Origin of the sequence: Acidovorax sp. JHL-3 (assembly GCF_000526295.1) — a bacterium.
Lineage (GTDB): Bacteria > Pseudomonadota > Gammaproteobacteria > Burkholderiales > Burkholderiaceae_C > Acidovorax > Acidovorax defluvii.
The window spans coordinates 119,928-135,396 of record NZ_JAFU01000004.1 but is presented as its reverse complement, the minus strand read 5'-3'; the positions used below and the strand labels follow the sequence as shown (position 1 = coordinate 135,396).

At 60.1% G+C, this 15,469-nt stretch carries 16 protein-coding genes and 1 tRNA gene; 15 read left to right on the top strand and 2 right to left on the bottom strand.

Annotated elements, in window-relative coordinates:
• Window positions 1-25: 25 nt before the first annotated feature.
• Both K226_RS0115965 and K226_RS0115960 read right to left on the bottom strand, forming a co-directional pair.
• Complete coding sequence (locus K226_RS0115965) at window positions 26-610, bottom strand: peptidylprolyl isomerase (protein WP_024815731.1); 585 nt, start codon at window positions 608-610, stop codon at window positions 26-28.
• Between the two features lie 140 nt (window positions 611-750).
• Window positions 751-1,323 carry a tetratricopeptide repeat protein gene (locus K226_RS0115960; RefSeq protein ID WP_024815730.1) on the bottom strand — a complete coding sequence of 191 codons (573 nt, stop codon included), beginning with the start codon at window positions 1,321-1,323 and terminating at the stop codon, window positions 751-753.
• A gap of 218 nt (window positions 1,324-1,541) precedes the next feature.
• Here K226_RS0115960 and cysS point away from each other — a divergent pair, with 218 nt between their 5' ends.
• The 15 genes from cysS to K226_RS0115875 all read left to right on the top strand — a co-directional run bounded on the left by cysS (window position 1,542) and on the right by K226_RS0115875 (window position 15,467).
• Window positions 1,542-2,918 (top strand): cysteine--tRNA ligase, encoded by a 1,377-nt coding sequence (gene cysS, locus K226_RS0115955; protein WP_024815729.1) that lies wholly within the window; start codon window positions 1,542-1,544, stop codon window positions 2,916-2,918.
• 45 nt (window positions 2,919-2,963) lie between these two features.
• Complete coding sequence (locus K226_RS0115950) at window positions 2,964-3,638, top strand: DNA-3-methyladenine glycosylase (RefSeq protein WP_024815728.1); 675 nt, start codon at window positions 2,964-2,966, stop codon at window positions 3,636-3,638.
• 82 nt (window positions 3,639-3,720) lie between these two features.
• Complete coding sequence (locus K226_RS0115945) at window positions 3,721-4,698, top strand: acetyl-CoA carboxylase carboxyltransferase subunit alpha (protein ID WP_024815727.1); 978 nt, start codon at window positions 3,721-3,723, stop codon at window positions 4,696-4,698.
• A gap of 111 nt (window positions 4,699-4,809) precedes the next feature.
• The gene (gene tilS, locus K226_RS0115940; protein WP_024815726.1) at window positions 4,810-5,772 is read left to right on the top strand and encodes a tRNA lysidine(34) synthetase TilS; all 963 of its coding nucleotides are present in this window, start codon (window positions 4,810-4,812) and stop codon (window positions 5,770-5,772) included.
• Window positions 5,773-5,851: 79 nt separating this feature from the next.
• Window positions 5,852-7,120, top strand: coding sequence for an aspartate kinase (locus tag K226_RS0115935; RefSeq protein ID WP_024815725.1), 1,269 nt, complete (start codon window positions 5,852-5,854; stop codon window positions 7,118-7,120).
• 43 nt (window positions 7,121-7,163) lie between these two features.
• A tRNA-Ser gene (locus tag K226_RS0115930) sits at window positions 7,164-7,256 on the top strand.
• A 182-nt stretch (window positions 7,257-7,438) separates the two neighbouring features.
• Window positions 7,439-7,606 carry a hypothetical protein gene (locus tag K226_RS19920; RefSeq protein WP_155886571.1) on the top strand — a complete coding sequence of 56 codons (168 nt, stop codon included), beginning with the start codon at window positions 7,439-7,441 and terminating at the stop codon, window positions 7,604-7,606.
• 81 nt (window positions 7,607-7,687) lie between these two features.
• Window positions 7,688-7,942, top strand: a complete 255-nt coding sequence (locus K226_RS19915; protein WP_155886570.1) for a hypothetical protein — start codon at window positions 7,688-7,690, stop codon at window positions 7,940-7,942.
• Between the two features lie 31 nt (window positions 7,943-7,973).
• A complete protein-coding gene (locus K226_RS0115915) occupies window positions 7,974-8,336 on the top strand; it encodes a type II toxin-antitoxin system RelE/ParE family toxin (RefSeq protein ID WP_024815724.1) in 363 nt (120 codons plus the stop codon).
• Complete coding sequence (locus K226_RS0115910) at window positions 8,333-8,668, top strand: helix-turn-helix domain-containing protein (RefSeq protein WP_024815723.1); 336 nt, start codon at window positions 8,333-8,335, stop codon at window positions 8,666-8,668. Before K226_RS0115915 ends, K226_RS0115910 begins: the two co-directional genes overlap by 4 nt.
• 773 nt (window positions 8,669-9,441) lie before the next feature.
• Window positions 9,442-10,968, top strand: coding sequence for an IS21 family transposase (gene istA / locus K226_RS0115905; RefSeq protein ID WP_024814090.1), 1,527 nt, complete (start codon window positions 9,442-9,444; stop codon window positions 10,966-10,968).
• Entirely contained in the window at window positions 10,958-11,761 is an 804-nt protein-coding gene (gene istB / locus K226_RS0115900) for an IS21-like element ISThsp10 family helper ATPase IstB (protein WP_024814091.1), read from the top strand. Before istA ends, istB begins: the two co-directional genes overlap by 11 nt.
• A 439-nt stretch (window positions 11,762-12,200) precedes the next feature.
• The gene (locus K226_RS19910) at window positions 12,201-12,515 is read left to right on the top strand and encodes a hypothetical protein (RefSeq protein ID WP_155886569.1); all 315 of its coding nucleotides are present in this window, start codon (window positions 12,201-12,203) and stop codon (window positions 12,513-12,515) included.
• 186 nt (window positions 12,516-12,701) lie between these two features.
• Entirely contained in the window at window positions 12,702-14,117 is a 1,416-nt protein-coding gene (locus K226_RS0115880; protein ID WP_024815722.1) for a mannose-1-phosphate guanylyltransferase/mannose-6-phosphate isomerase, read from the top strand.
• 207 nt (window positions 14,118-14,324) lie between these two features.
• Window positions 14,325-15,467, top strand: coding sequence for a hypothetical protein (locus K226_RS0115875; protein WP_155886568.1), 1,143 nt, complete (start codon window positions 14,325-14,327; stop codon window positions 15,465-15,467).
• Window positions 15,468-15,469 lie beyond the last annotated feature (2 nt).

The following is a 15,469-nucleotide window of genomic DNA, read 5'->3' as shown; positions in this document are numbered from 1 at the left end:
GGCATGTTCCTTAAGAAAAAATGAATTACTTCACCAGCGTGGCGGACTGGATGGTGACGGGGGTGTTGGGCACGTTCTGGTGACCGCCCTTGTTGCCGGTGGCCACGGCCTTGATCTTGTCCACCACCTCGGTGCCGCTCACTACCTTGCCGAACACGGCATAACCGTGGCCGTCTGGCTGCGGGGCATTGAGCATGGCGTTGTCTTTGACGTTGATGAAGAACTGCGCGGTGGCCGAGTTGGGGTTGCCCGTGCGCGCCATGGCGATGGTGTAGGTGTCGTTCTTGAGGCCGTTGCTGGCTTCCAGCGGGATGGGGGCCTTGGTGGGCTTTTGCACCATGTCGGCCGTGAAACCACCGCCCTGGATCATGAAGCCGTCGATGACGCGGTGAAACACCGTGCCGTCGTAGTGCTTGTCTTTCACGTAGGTCAGAAAGTTTTCGACCGTCTTGGGTGCCTTGGCCGGGTCGAGCTGCACCACGATGTCACCCATCGAGGTGGCGAGTTTCACCTTTGGGGCGTCTTGTGCCTGCACCGGAGATGCTATAAAAAACATAGCTGCCAGCGCAATGCCAGCAAGCGCAATGGTCGATTTTCTTTTGGAAATCATGCAAAACTCCTTGATTGAATCAGGGCCGCGAACCGTGGTGAACGGGCCGCCGCGGCGATGGGGAATATGGCGCCAAAGTTACCACCGGACCGTTTGCGGTGCAGGCGGCATTGCCGCAAGCCCCTGCGCGCGGACGGTCGTCAGGGGCGCGAAGCTGCGGGCTTGCCTGCAGCACCGGCCGCAGTGGCCGAAGCCGGCTGGAACAGCGTGCGCAACTGGGTCAGTTTTGACTTGACGGCGGGGTTGCTGGCCTCCAGCTGCTGCGCCTTGGTGTAGGACTGGTAGGCCAGCCGGGCGTGGATGTCGCCCAGATTCTCATGCGCCGCCGCATACGATGGATTGTTGCGCACTGCCATCTCCAGCGCTGTGCGGGCCTTGTCCAGCTGGTTCTGGCTGGCGTAGATCACCGCCAGGTTGTTGTAGGGCTCGGGCAGCTCGGGGTATTCCTGAATGAGCTGGGTGAAGGTGGCGATGGCCGCATCGGTCTGGCCGATGTCGGTTTGCGCCACGCCGCGCAGAAAGCGCAATTGCGGGTCGCGCGGGGCGGCCGTCAGGCGTTGGTCTGCCTTGCTCAGGGCTTCGGCTGCCTTGCCGGTCTTGAGCAACTGGCTGATCTCAACATAGTCGCTGGCGTGGGCCATGCCTGCGCCCAGCCATGCAGTCAGGGCCAACAGGCGCAAAAGTCGTGGGAGGGTGCTGCAGACTTGCTTCATGGCGGGTAGGGAGGAGGTGCGCGCCGTCCGGGGCCGGGCGGGGCTTATACTTCGGCGGATTGTAGCTGAGGGGGTTGTCATGACGGTGCGCTGTTGCCGCTGGTGATTTCGCTGGGCGCCCAAGGCTGGGCGCATCCCCTCGCAGGGCCCAACCCTTTCGCTGCAGGGTGAGCTGGCTTCACCCGTCCCCCCATCAAGTCTCTCGTTACAGAAATCCCATGAGTTTGCGCATCTACAACACGCTGTCGCGTGCCTTGGAAGATTTTTCCCCGCTCGAACCTGGCCATGTGCGCATGTATGTGTGCGGCATGACCATCTATGACCTGTGCCACATTGGCCACGCCCGCATGATGATGGCGTTTGACGTGGTGCAGCGCTGGCTCAAAAGCAGCGGCTACCGCGTGACCTATGTGCGCAACATCACCGACATTGACGACAAGATCATCAAGCGGGCGCTGGAGCGGGGCATCACCATCCGCCAGCTCACCGACGAAATGATCGCTGCCATGCACGCCGACATTGGCGCCCTGGGCATCGAGCCCCCCGCCCTTGAGCCGCGCGCCACCGAATACGTGCCGCAGATGCTGTCGTTGATCGGCCAGCTCGAAGGCAAGGGCCTGGCCTATCGCTCGCCCCATGGCGACGTGAACTACTCTGTGCGCAAGTTTGCGGGCTACGGCAAGCTCTCGGGTAAATCGCTGGATGAGCTGCGTGCCGGTGAACGCGTTGCGGTGCAGGACGGCAAGGAAGACCCGCTCGACTTTGTGCTGTGGAAATCCGCCAAAGAGGGCGAGCCGCCCGAAGCCAAATGGGACAGCCCCTTTGGCGCGGGCCGCCCGGGCTGGCACATCGAATGCTCGGCCATGAGCTGCGCCACGCTGGGCGAAACTTTTGATATCCACGGTGGCGGTGCTGACCTGCAGTTTCCGCACCACGAAAACGAAATCGCCCAGAGCGAAGGCGCCACGGGCAAGCCGCTGGCGCGCTTTTGGGTGCACAACGGTTTCGTGCGCGTGGACAACGAGAAGATGAGCAAGTCGCTTGGCAACTTCTTCACCATCCGCGATGTGCTGAAGCAGTACGACGCCGAGACGGTGCGCTTTTTCATCGTGCGCGCCCACTACCGCAGCGCCCTCAACTACAGCGATGCGCACCTGGATGACGCGCGCCAGTCGCTCAAGCGGCTTTACACGGCATTGAGCCTGGTGGCGCCAGCCAGCGTGGCCATCGACTGGGCCGAGCCCCATGCCGCACGCTTCAAGGCGGCCATGGATGAAGACTTTGGCACGCCCGAGGCCATTGCTGTGCTGTTCGATCTGGCCAGCGAGGTCAACAAGACCCGTTCTGCCGAACTGGCGGGCCTGCTCAAGGCGCTGGCGGGCTGCCTGGGCCTGCTGCAGGGCGATCCGCAGGCCTTTTTGCAGGCCGGTGCGGGTTTTGACGAGGCTGCCATCCAGGCGCAGATTGCCGCCCGTGCAGCCGCGAAGGCGGGCAAGGATTTTGCAGAGGCTGACCGCATCCGCAATGCCCTGCTGGCCCAGGGCATCGTGCTCAAGGACTCGGCCGCCGGAACGACCTGGGAAGCTGCACAGTGATTTTTTTGAATGTGAAATACGCCGCCAGGGCAGATGGGGCGAGCAGTGGCAGCTTCTAAAAATGTAGCGACTGAGGCACTCGGCCCATCCAGCCCGGCGCTGGCTACGCCCGACTACTGGGCCGATGCCTGCAAGCATCTGATGAAGAAAGACCGGGTGATGAAGCGGCTGATTCCCCAGTTTGGTGATGCGGCTTTGCAAACGCGCGGTGACGCATTCACCACGCTGGCGCGCAGCATCGTCGGGCAGCAGATATCGGTGAAGGCCGCGCAAACCGTGTGGGAGCGCTTCGCCGCGCTGCCGCGCACCATGAAGCCCGGCAACGTGCTCAAGCTCAAGATCGACGACATGCGTGCGGCCGGCCTGTCGGCCCGCAAGGTGGACTATCTGGTGGACCTGGCGGTGCACTTTGATGCGGGCAAGCTGCATGTCAAAGACTGGGCGGCCATGGACGACGAGGCCATCATTGCCGAGCTGGTGGCCATCCGTGGCATCGGCCGCTGGACGGCCGAAATGTTCCTGATCTTCTATCTGATGCGCCCGAATGTGCTGCCCCTGGATGATGTGGGGTTGATCAACGGTATCAGCCAGAACTATTTTTCGGGCGATCCGGTCAGCCGCAGCGATGCCCGCGAGGTGGCCGAGGCCTGGAAGCCCTGGTGCAGTGTGGCGACTTGGTATATTTGGAGATCGCTCGACCCGTTGCCCGTGGCCTATTGAGGCCAGTTTAAACAGTCATGAACCGGTTGCAACACAGGCCTCGCACCAGAGGCACTGAGGGAGCGACCCAAGGAGAAATACGTTGGCGAAAAAGACCTTTCTGGATTTCGAGCAGCCTATTGCCGAACTCGAATCCAAAATCGAAGAACTGCGCTACGTGCAGACCGAGAGCGCGGTGGATATCTCGGAAGAAATCGACCAGCTCAGCAAAAAGAGCCAGCAGCTCACCAAGGACATCTACAGCGATCTGAGCCCGTGGCAGATCACCAAGATTGCCCGCCACCCTGAGCGCCCCTACACGCTCGACTACGTGCGCGACATCTTCACCGACTTCGTTGAACTGCACGGCGACCGCCACTATGCGGACGACCTGTCTATCGTGGGCGGCCTGGCGCGTTTCAATGGCCACGCCTGCATGGTGCTGGGCCAGCAAAAGGGCCGCGACACCAAAGAGCGCGCCATGCGCAACTTCGGCATGAGCAAGCCCGAGGGCTACCGCAAGGCCCTGCGTCTCATGAAGACGGCCGAAAAATTCAAGCTGCCCGTGTTCACGTTCGTGGACACGCCCGGTGCCTACCCCGGCATCGACGCCGAAGAGCGCGGCCAGTCCGAAGCCATCGGCCGCAACATCTTCGAGATGGCGCAACTTGAGGTGCCCATCATCACCACCATCATTGGCGAAGGCGGCTCGGGCGGCGCGCTGGCCATCAGCGTTGGCGACCAGGTGGTCATGTTGCAATACGCCATTTATTCGGTCATCAGCCCCGAGGGCTGTGCCTCCATCCTCTGGAAGACCAGCGACAAGGCCCAGGAAGCGGCCGACGCCCTGGGCATTACCGCGCACCGCCTCAAGGCGCTGGGCCTGGTGGACAAGATCGTCAGCGAGCCCGTGGGCGGCGCACACCGCGATCCCAAGCAGATGGCGGCTTTCCTCAAGCGCGCGCTGGGCGATGCATTCCGCCAGGTGGCCGACCTCAAGACCAAAGACCTGCTGGATCGCCGCTATGGCCGCCTGCAAAGCTATGGCCGCTTCACTGACACCAAGGCCGACAGCCGTTGATTGCCTGGTGATGAAGGCTGCCGCCTTCTTCTCGCCCCTGTGCCATGGCCCCGCAAGGGGCCTTTGCATTGGTGCGGCTGTCTGGTTGTTGCGGGCGGGCGAGGGTATGCCATGACTGTCTCGTTCGACCTGGCCATTGCCGATTTTTCGCCTGCGTTGCCAATGGCGGTGGGGCTGAGTGGTGGCGCCGACTCGACGGCCCTGTTGCTTGCCTGCGCACGCAAATGGCCGGGGCAGGTGCAGGCCATCCATGTGCACCACGGCTTGCAGGCGGCAGCCGATGGTTTCGAGCAGCATTGTGCTGCCCTGTGCCAAAGCCTCAATGTGCCGCTGTGGGTAAAGCGGCTGGACGCCCGCCACACCCCTGGCCAGAGCCCCGAAGACGCTGCCCGGCAGGCGCGATACAAGGCTTTTGAGGCTGTAGCCATTGCCAGTAAAGCGCAAGCAGCTATTAAATCAATAGCAATTGCGCAACATGCGGACGACCAGGTCGAAACCCTGCTGCTCGCGCTTTCGCGCGGCGCGGGCATTGCCGGGCTGGCCGCCATGCCCGCCCGCTGGGAGCGGGCAGGGGTGGTCTGGCATCGCCCGTTGCTGCAGGTGGCCGGTGCTGATATCCGCAGCTGGCTGCGTTTGCAGGGCCAGCCCTGGGTGGAAGACCCCACCAACACCGACCAGCGCTACACCCGCAACCGCATTCGCGCGCAATTGTTGCCTGCGCTGGAGGCCGCGTTTCCGGCGTTTCGCGGCACATTTGCCCGTTCGGCATCCAACGCTGCACAGGCGGCCGAATTGCTGGACGAACTGGCGCAGCAGGACTTGCTGCGGGTTGGCGCACCGCCGCACATCACCGCATTGCAAGGCTTGAGCCGTGCGCGCCAGGCCAACGTGTTGCGCCACTGGTTGCGTGTGGCGCATGCCACCACGCCCTCCGCGGCGCAGCTTGGGGAGTTGCTGAACCAGCTTGCCGCCTGCACCACGCGCGGCCATCGCATTCACATCAAGGTGGGGCGGGGATTCGTGGTGCGATCGGGGCCGCAGCTCGGTTGGTACAATCCCGAGGTTTTGGTCTAACAACGGCACGAAAAACGGCGGCGCACCAAAACAGTGTCCAACCTGCGCTGCGGCTCCAGTTTCGTCACCCCAATATCCAATGGCATTGATCGTTCATAAATACGGCGGCACATCGATGGGCTCTCCCGAGCGCATTCGCAATGTCGCCAAGCGCGTGGCCAAATGGGCACGCGCCGGCCACCAGATGGTGGTGGTTCCGAGCGCCATGAGCGGCGAAACCAACCGCCTGCTCGGCCTGGCCAAAGAGCTGGCGCCCGAGCGCGCCATGCAGTCTTACCATCGCGAACTTGACATGCTCGCCGCCACCGGCGAGCAGGCCTCGTCAGCGTTGCTGGCCATCGCGCTGCAATCCGAAGGAATGGAAGCGGTCAGCTACGCTGGCTGGCAGGTCCCCATCCGCACCGACAGCAGCTACACCAAGGCGCGCATCGAGTCGATCGACGACCAGCGCGTGCGCGCCGACCTGAACGCCGGCAAGGTGGTCATCGTCACCGGCTTTCAGGGCATCGACGGAGAAGGCAACATCACCACGCTGGGACGCGGTGGCTCGGACACCTCGGCCGTGGCCGTGGCAGCCGCCATGAAAGCCGCCGAATGCCTGATCTACACCGACGTGGATGGCGTTTACACCACCGACCCGCGCGTGGTGCCCGAGGCACGTCGTCTGCATACTGTGAGCTTTGAGGAAATGCTGGAAATGGCCAGTCTGGGCAGCAAGGTGCTGCAGATCCGCTCGGTCGAGTTTGCAGGCAAATACAAGGTGCCCATGCGCGTGCTCTCCAGCTTCACGCCCTGGGACATCGACATCAACGAAGAAGCCAAGTCCGGCACGCTGATCACTTTTGAGGAAGACGAAAAAATGGAACAAGCCGTCGTATCCGGCATCGCTTTCAACCGCGACGAGGCCAAGATTTCGGTGCTGGGCGTGCCCGACAAGCCAGGCATCGCCTACCAGATCCTGGGCGCCGTGGCCGAGGCCAACATTGAAGTTGACGTGATCATCCAGAACGTCAGCAAGGACGGCAAGACCGACTTCAGCTTCACCGTCAATCGCAACGACTACGCGCGTACGGTCGAGCTGCTCAATGAAAAAGTGCTGCCGGAGCTGGGTGCACAAGAAGTGGCGGGCGACACCAAGATCTGCAAGGTGAGCATTGTCGGCATCGGCATGCGCAGCCATGTGGGCGTGGCCAGCAAGATGTTCCGCACCTTGAGCGAAGAAGGCATCAACATCCAGATGATTTCCACCTCCGAGATCAAGACCTCGGTGGTCATCGACGAAAAATACATGGAACTGGCCGTGCGCAGCCTGCACAAGGCGTTCGAACTGGACCAGCCGGCGGCCTGAGACTGCCAGAAACGCCTCGAAAATGAGGCATAATAGCTAGATTGGAAACGTGACCGAGTGGCCGAAGGTGCTCCCCTGCTAAGGGAGTATGGGGTGTAGAGCCTCATCGAGGGTTCGAATCCCTCCGTTTCCGCCAGCAGGTATTTGTAAGTCTATGATTTGCAAAGCAAAAAGCCACCGTAAGGTGGCTTTTTTGCTTATGGGCCATAGTTCTAACCACAATTGCTTATGCGCTTTGGTGAGACGTTCTGAGTAACAATTCCATCAAGAGTCAAAGCTGCGCTGGCGGCGTTCAAGCACACCGAGCACACACGCAGGGTGAATGCTTTTTGGCGCAGTCGTCAGGCGACGTGGTGGAAACCGGAGGTGCTGTTGCGGCAGGCGTGCGATGCTCTGCGCGACACCGGCATGTTCCCGCTGGAAGCGTTTGAGCCACCAGACAGCCATGCAGAGCAGCCGCAGCAAAAGCACCATCGTTTCCGCTGAGCGACCAATCGGCTGGATCGCATTTTGAGCGCTTTCCGGTCGTCACAGCACCACCAGTACCAGCCGAGCAAAAAAGTGCGCTTGCTGGCCGTTCTGGTGGCTGCAATCGGCATGCCAAATATCCAATCTTTCGCCGCCAGCGGCAGTTCGTCCGTTCAAAGTTCAGCAACGTCCAGCACAGCAAAACTCGTGCTTTGGTTACATGGTGACTGTTACCAGTGGATAAAAACACCTTCTTCGGGAACAACTTCCATGAGTGCCCCTCATGCTGCGCAGGACGTAGGTCATTGCTTTTTGCGTCTGCTGGGATGGTTCTCGCCGAAGATCGGATATTGACGATTTATACCTTTTCATATATATTTTGACCATGGCAACCTCTGATAAACCACTGGAGTGGATCGGCAGCAGCTACAAGGACTTGATGGCATTGCCTGACGAAGTGCGGCGCCACTTCGGTTTTGCGCTATCCCTGGCACAAGCTGGAGACAAGCACGACGACGCTAAGGTGCTCAAAGGCTTTGGCGGTGCCGGTGTGCTCGAAGTGGTGGAGGACGATGCCGGTGGTACCTATCGCGCTGTCTACACCGTCAAATTCGCGGAAGCAGTATTCGTTCTGCACTGCTTTCAAAAGAAGAGCAAGCGCGGCATCGCCACGCCCAAAGAGGACATGGACATTGTTCACGCTAGGCTCAAGATTGCCGAAGCGTATGTGAAGGAGTTGCGTAAATGAAAACTCATCTTGTTGACGGCGTTGAGGTGCATCGCGGTTCTGGCAATGTGTTTGCTGACCTCGGCTTGGCAGACGCAGAAAAGCTCAAGATCAAAACCGGCTTGGTCGTCGAGATTAGGAAGGCCATGCGTAGCAGGGGCCTCACGCAGCAAGAGGCAGCCAAGCTGATGGGCATCACACAGCCCAAAGTTTCAGACATGATGCGCGGCGACTTCAGTAATCTTTCCGAGCGCAAGCTGATGGACTGTCTAACCCGGCTGGGCTACGACATTGAAATCAAGGTGCGGCCTGCCAAGTCGGAGGTCGGGCATCTGATGTTCGCTCCAGCATGAGGGCTGATGTGTCCAAACCTGTCTCAGTTGTGGCCGGTCCAGCAAAAATGGGCGCTCGCGTCCGTGTGAACGGAGTACTTGCTGCCGTGCAGCCTCCATCTCAGGCCGATATGGTCAAACTTCAGCGCGTCGCAAACAACCTTGACCGGCTGCTAGTTACGCACCCGGTGGATGTAGATGGCCTGATTGATGAATTCGAGCTGGCTCGAAACCTTGTGCAGGGATCGAAAGGGTAATCGTATGCCGCCAACAGGCCGATCAGGCCGATAGCTACCGCTTGCGGTAGACCTGAAGCTTTTGGCAGCTTTTGCCTCCCGGCGCGGTCGATTGGCGAGCGTCTGTTCACTCGATTCGTTGAGACTAGCCTGTCTCTCCCCACTCAGTCTGGCCGGACCAATCATCTGGGAGCGCACAATCGCCCTCGACCCGCACGTTACCTTCACGCCGGGCTCCATTTGAGACCTCCGGCGCAGCGTGAGTACCACCGAGAATCCAACACGAAGATCACGCGACAATCGTCAGAATTGATCGGCGTGACCAGCAGACATTTGCAGCCATAGCGCTAGGCAATCGCGAAAGTAGACCATGCCATGAAGCGGGACATTGAATGCTAAACATCATCTGGGGCTCAAACAAAGATAAACCTGAGGCAGCCAAGGCCTTGGTGTTGATTTCCACGCAGAAGTGACCCACTAACCCCCAGGATTTCCATCTAAACCTGACCCACGTACTAACCCTAACCTGCTGCTTTGTTGAGCAGCAGGAGACCAGGAGTGATAGACGTGGCAACACTGAGTGTCATCAGGCGCTGGGCCCTGCGAGAGCAGTTGTCCATCCGAGAGATCGCCCGCCGCACGGGCCTCTCGCGCAACACCATCCGCAAGTACCTGCGCGCAGGCGAGGCCGAGCCGCACTATGCCAAGCGGGTCAGTCCATCCAAGCTCGATCCCTTCGCATCGAAGCTCTCGGGCTGGCTCAAGACGGAAGCTGGCCGATCCCGCAAGCAGCGGCGTACCGTCAAGCAGATGTACGCTGATCTGCAGGCCCTGGGCTATACCGGCTCCTACAACCGGGTTGCCGCCTTTGCCCGGCTGTGGCAAGAGCAGCGCGTGGTGGCCCAGCAGACCACCGGCCGCGGCACCTTCGTTCCCCTGGCCTTCGGCCCAGGTGAGGCCTTCCAGTTCGACTGGAGCGAGGACTGGGCAGTGCTGGCCGGAGTGCGCACCAAGCTGCAAGTGGCCCACTTCAAGCTCAGCCACAGCCGAGCGTTCTACCTGCGCGCCTATCCGCTGCAGACGCACGAGATGCTGTTTGACGCTCACAACCATGCGTTCGTAGTTCTGGGCGGTGTGCCCCGCCGTGGCATCTACGACAACATGCGCACCGCTGTAGACCGGGTGCGCCGTGGCAAGGAGCGCGACGTCAATGCGCGCTTTGCGGCCATGGTCAGCCACTTCCTGTTCGAGGCCGAGTTCTGCAATCCCGCGTCGGGCTGGGAGAAGGGCCAGGTGGAGAAGAACGTGCGCGACGCCCGCCATCGTCTGTGGCAGGTGGTGCCGCCATTCCCAGGCCTGACTGAGCTCAACGCCTGGCTTGAGGAGCGCTGCGTGGCCTTATGGAATGAGATCGAGCATGGCAAGTTGCCGGGCACCGTCGCGGATGTCTGGGCTCAAGAGAAGGCAACCTTGATGCCGATGCCTCGGCCCTTCGATGGCTTTGTGGAGCACACCAAGCGCGTCTCGCCCACCTGCTTGGTCCACTTCGAGCGCAACCGCTACAGCGTGCCGGCCCCGTATGCCAACCGGCCTGTAAGCCTGCGGGTCTACGCAGACCGCTTGGTGATTGCCGCCGAAGGCCAGATCGTGTGCGAGCACCAGCGCCTGATCGAGCGTAACCACCATGGTGCTGGGCTGACCGTCTACGACTGGCGCCACTACCTGGCGGTGCTGCAGCGCAAGCCCGGAGCCTTGCGCAATGGTGCTCCGTTCCTGGAGCTACCAGCGGCCTTCAAGCGACTGCAGGCCACCTTGCTCAAGCAACCCGGCGGCGACCGGGAGATGGTGGAGGTTCTGGCACTGGTGCTGCACCACGACGAGCAGGCGGTACTCACCGCAGTGGAGCTGGCACTGGAGTCAGGTGCTGCCAGCAAGACCCACATCCTGAACGTGCTCCATCGCCTGCTGGACGGCAAGCCCGCTCCAGCACCGGTCACTTCGCCCCAGGCCCTCAAGCTGGCGGTGGAACCCCAGGCCAATGTGCTTCGCTACGACCAATTGAGGGAGGTGCGCTATGCGTCATGACCCTGCCATCGCTTCCATCGTGATCATGTTGCGCGAGCTCAAGATGCACGGTATGGCCCAGGCGGTTGCGGAACTGGCTGAGCAAGGTGCACCGGCCTTCGATGCGGCACAGCCCATCCTGTCTCAACTGCTCAAGGCCGAGACCGCCGAGCGGGAGGTGCGCTCGGTAGCCTACCAATTGAAGGTGGCCAGATTCCCGGCGTACCGGGACCTGGCTGGGTTTGACTTCGGCCACAGCGAGGTGAACGAGGCACTGGTACGCCAGCTGCACCGGTGCGACTTCTTGGAGAACGCCAACAACGTGGTGCTGGTGGGTGGACCGGGTACGGGCAAGACCCACATCGCCACAGCCCTCGGGGTGCAAGCCATCGAGCACCATCACCGCAGGGTGCGGTTCTTCTCCACGGTGGAGCTGGTCAATGCGTTGGAGGAGGAGAAGGCCAACGGCAAGCCCGGACAGTTGGCCCACCGCCTGGCCTATGCCGATTTGGTGATCCTGGATGAGCTGGGCTACCTGCCGTTCAGTACGTCAGGAGGCGCCTTGCTGTTCCACCTGCTGTCCAAGCTGTACGAGCGCACCAGCGTCGTGATCACCACCAACCTGAGCTTCAGCGAATGGGCCAGTGTGTTCGGGGATGCGAAGATGACTACGGCATTGCTGGACCGGCTTACGCATCACTGCCATATTCTGGAAACCGGTAACGACAGCTATCGATTCAAGAACAGCTCTGCACAGCAACCACCACAGACCACCAAGAAGGAGAAGACAGCCAAGAACTTATCCACAACGTGAGCGTGAAGTTCACAAACCAGGGTGGGTCAGATCGAGATGGAAATGGTGGGTTAGGTTTGCGTGGAAATCAACATGGCACTGCACTTGCCACACGCCATCCACTTGGCCGACGATCACAAGGGCGCTCATGTCCACGCGGGCGCTCAGGTCCCCATCCTGGCGGTGGATGCTCCATGGCACTGCTTTGCCAGTCTCCCAGCATGGCTCAAAAAATCGCTCCACAGGCACAAGGCAGAACTGTTGCTGGCGCCATGCGGTCCGGTATCGGCGCGGTCTGACCAGTCGCCTAGATAGTGGTGTACCCAAGTTCGTCGCAGAAGAGTTTGCCCGCGCGGTTTTGCGTGGCGCGCTCAGGCTTGCCAATGTCAGTCATATGGATGTTTTGTCCCTCGCCCCAAGTTCACCCGGCATACTGTACTTATAGTTACATGATGTAACCATGCTCAAAAACACCGCCCCCATTCAGCAGGCTGCCAAGCCCAGCCTGCAAGCCGTGCGCCGGGCAGTGGCCAGTTCGACTGCGCTGGAAACAGGGCTCACCGTGAAACAGCTGGAGCAAAAGCTGCAAAACCGCCGCCAGCACCGTTTTCACACATCAAGCTGGCGGCCTGATTCAAGCCGCGCCGCCGCTCAGCGCTTGCGCCACCAGTCGTTTCATCGGCGCGTATTCCATCTGAACACCCTGGCGAATTGCCTGAATGTAGGCAGGCTTGTCGGCATTCCACGTGCTGTAGTCCAGCGGCTCCCGGCCTGACTGCACTGCCATCACGTCCGCCAGCGACAGTGCCGTTCGTCCGCCACAATTCCATTATATTTGTGATGCACGATGTATATTTACGGCTGTTCGCAGTTGTGTCTTGGATGCGTCTACGTCCCCCCCAGATTTCTTCTTGCTGCGCAAGTGCCGCGCATGCTTTGTTTTACCCTGTAGAAATTTTCAATGAAGCTCATTCCCGCAATTCTCTGTGGCGGCGCTGGATCTCGTCTTTGGCCTGTTTCGCGCGAGCTTCATCCCAAGCCGTTTATTCGCCTGGCAGATGGGCAGAGCTTGCTGCAAAAAGCCTTTCTTCGCGGGGCAACCCTGCCTGGGGTTACTGAAGTGCTCACCGTTACAAATCGAGAGCTTTTCTTCAAGACCCAAGACGAGTTTCGTGAGGTCAATAAAGCCCAGTTGGCGACATCTTTCATATTGGAACCCTTCGGCCGCAACACAGCAGCAGCCATTGCCGCCGCAGCGCTGCATGCGGTCAAGGCGCACGGTGAGGACGCAGTTTTGCTTGTGCTGGCTGCCGACCATCTGATCGCCGATCAGGAAGCCTTTGCCAATGCCGTGGCCCAGGCCGCAGTTTTGGCCCAGCAGGGTAAGCTGGTCACCTTCGGCATCCAGCCCGATGCCCCTGAAACTGGCTACGGCTACATTGAAGCTGAAGGCAATCAGGTGCTGCGTTTTGTCGAAAAACCTTCTCTTGAAAAAGCCCGTGAATACCTAGATTCCGGCCGCTTTCTGTGGAATTCCGGCATGTTCTGCTTCCAGGCCGGCACCATGCTGAAGGCTATGCAACAGCATTGCCCAGACATTCTTGCAGCGACCCAGTTGTGCATGGCTCAGTCTCGTAGGGCTGAAGGCAAAGACCTGGTGGAGCTTGAACTTGATTCGGCCAGCTTCGCGCAGGTTCCAGACAACTCCATTGACTACGCTGTCATGGAGCAATCAGACCAGGTCGCAGTGGTTCCCTGCACCATCGGCTGGAGCGATATCGGCTCCTGGACTGCATTGGGCGATCTTTCTGTAGCTGACAGCGACGGCAACCGAATCGACGGCGAGGCGCTCTTGCATGATGTCTCCAACTGCTACATCCAAAGCAACAATCGCGTTATCGGCGCAGTTGGTGTGGACAATCTCATCATTGTTGACACCCCGGATGCTTTGTTGGTGGCCGACAAGGCCCGCGCACAGGACGTCAAGCACCTGTATAAAACGCTCAAGACGAATGGGCATGATGCCCATAAGCATCACCTGACTGTGCATCGCCCATGGGGCACCTACACGGTGCTGGAAGAAGACCCCAGCTTCAAAATCAAGCGCATCGAAGTCAAGCCAGGTGCATCCTTGTCGCTGCAGATGCACCACCACCGCAGTGAGCACTGGATTGTCGTCAGCGGCATGGCCAGGGTGGTTAACGGCGAAAATGAGTTGTTCGTCAACACCAACGAATCAACTTATATCCCTGCAGGCCACAAGCATCGGCTGGAGAACCCCGGCATCCTGAACTTGGTGATGATCGAAGTGCAAAGCGGTCAGTACCTGGGTGAAGACGACATCGTTCGCTTTCAGGATGTGTACGGGCGGGTCTAATGCCCCTTGCTTGAATGCACTATAGATTCGGCCCTTTGATGTATCAACTACCGTTCAGGCTCAGGGCGAACGGTTCAAACTTCACAGGGCCAGATCAATAGAAGCACTTCGAAGATTCGGATCGCCAGCCGTCGCGGCCTCTCTACGTTATTTTTACGCCATCTTTTTCCCGCTCGACTTCGACACAAATAGGAACATCTCTTGGAAATGCAATCACCCCCCGCGTTGAACGGGGTCAGCGGGAGTCAATCCCTGAAAAAACGTTTTTCTGGCATCAATCGTCTTTTTCTCTTGACCGTCGCCGTGCCCACCATGCTGGCGACCCTCTATTTCGGCTTGATGGCGTCAGATGTTTATGTCTCTGAAAGCCGCATTGTCGTGCGCAGCCCAGACCGGCAGGTTGCCACTGGCTTGGGCGCATTGCTCAAGGGCGCGGGCTTTTCGCGCGCGCAAGACGACAGCTACACCGTGCGCGACTATGTGCTCTCACGCGATGCCCTCAAGGAAATAGACGACACGCTGTCAGTGGGCAAGTCATTTGCCAGCGACTCGGTGGACCGGGTAAGTCGCTTTGGCGGGCTCGACTTTGACACCAGCTTCGAAGCCTTGCACCGCTATTACCAGAAAAAGGTGGACATCCAGCAAGACAGCGCTTCGTCCATCACCACGCTGACCGTGCGCGCCTACGCCGCACAAGACGCGCAGAACATCAACCAAAAGCTGCTGGAGCTGAGCGAAGGCTTGGTCAACCGCCTGAACGAGCGCGGCCGCCAGGACTTGATAAGCTCTGCCGCGTCTGAAGTGGCCGAGGCGGAAGCCAAATCCAAATCCGCAGCCCTGGCGCTATCCACCTACCGCAACGCCAAAGGCGTGGTGGACCCCGAAAGACAAGCCACGGTGCAGTTACAGCAAGTGGCCAAGCTGCAAGACGAGCTGATCGCCACCAAAACCCAGCTGGCCCAGCTCAAGGCCTTTACCCCGCAAAACCCGCAAATTCCGGCCCTGCAAACCCGCGCCAGCACGCTGCAGGCCGAAATGGCCGCCGAGACTACCAAGGTCACTGGTGGCGAGCTCTCGCTGGCCAACAAGGCGGCTGAATACCAGCGCCTGGCGCTGGAACGCGAATTTGCCGACAAGCAACTGGCCAGCGCCCTCGCGTCGTTAGAACAAGCGCGTAGCGAAGCCCAGCGCAAGCAGGTGTACATCGAACGCATAGCCCAGCCCAGCCTGCCCGATGTTGCCCTCGAACCACGCCGTCTGCGCAGCATCTTGGCGACGTTCGTGCTGGGCCTGGTGGCTTGGGGCATCTTGAGCATGCTGCTGGCCGGCGTGCGGGAACACCAGGATTGAAG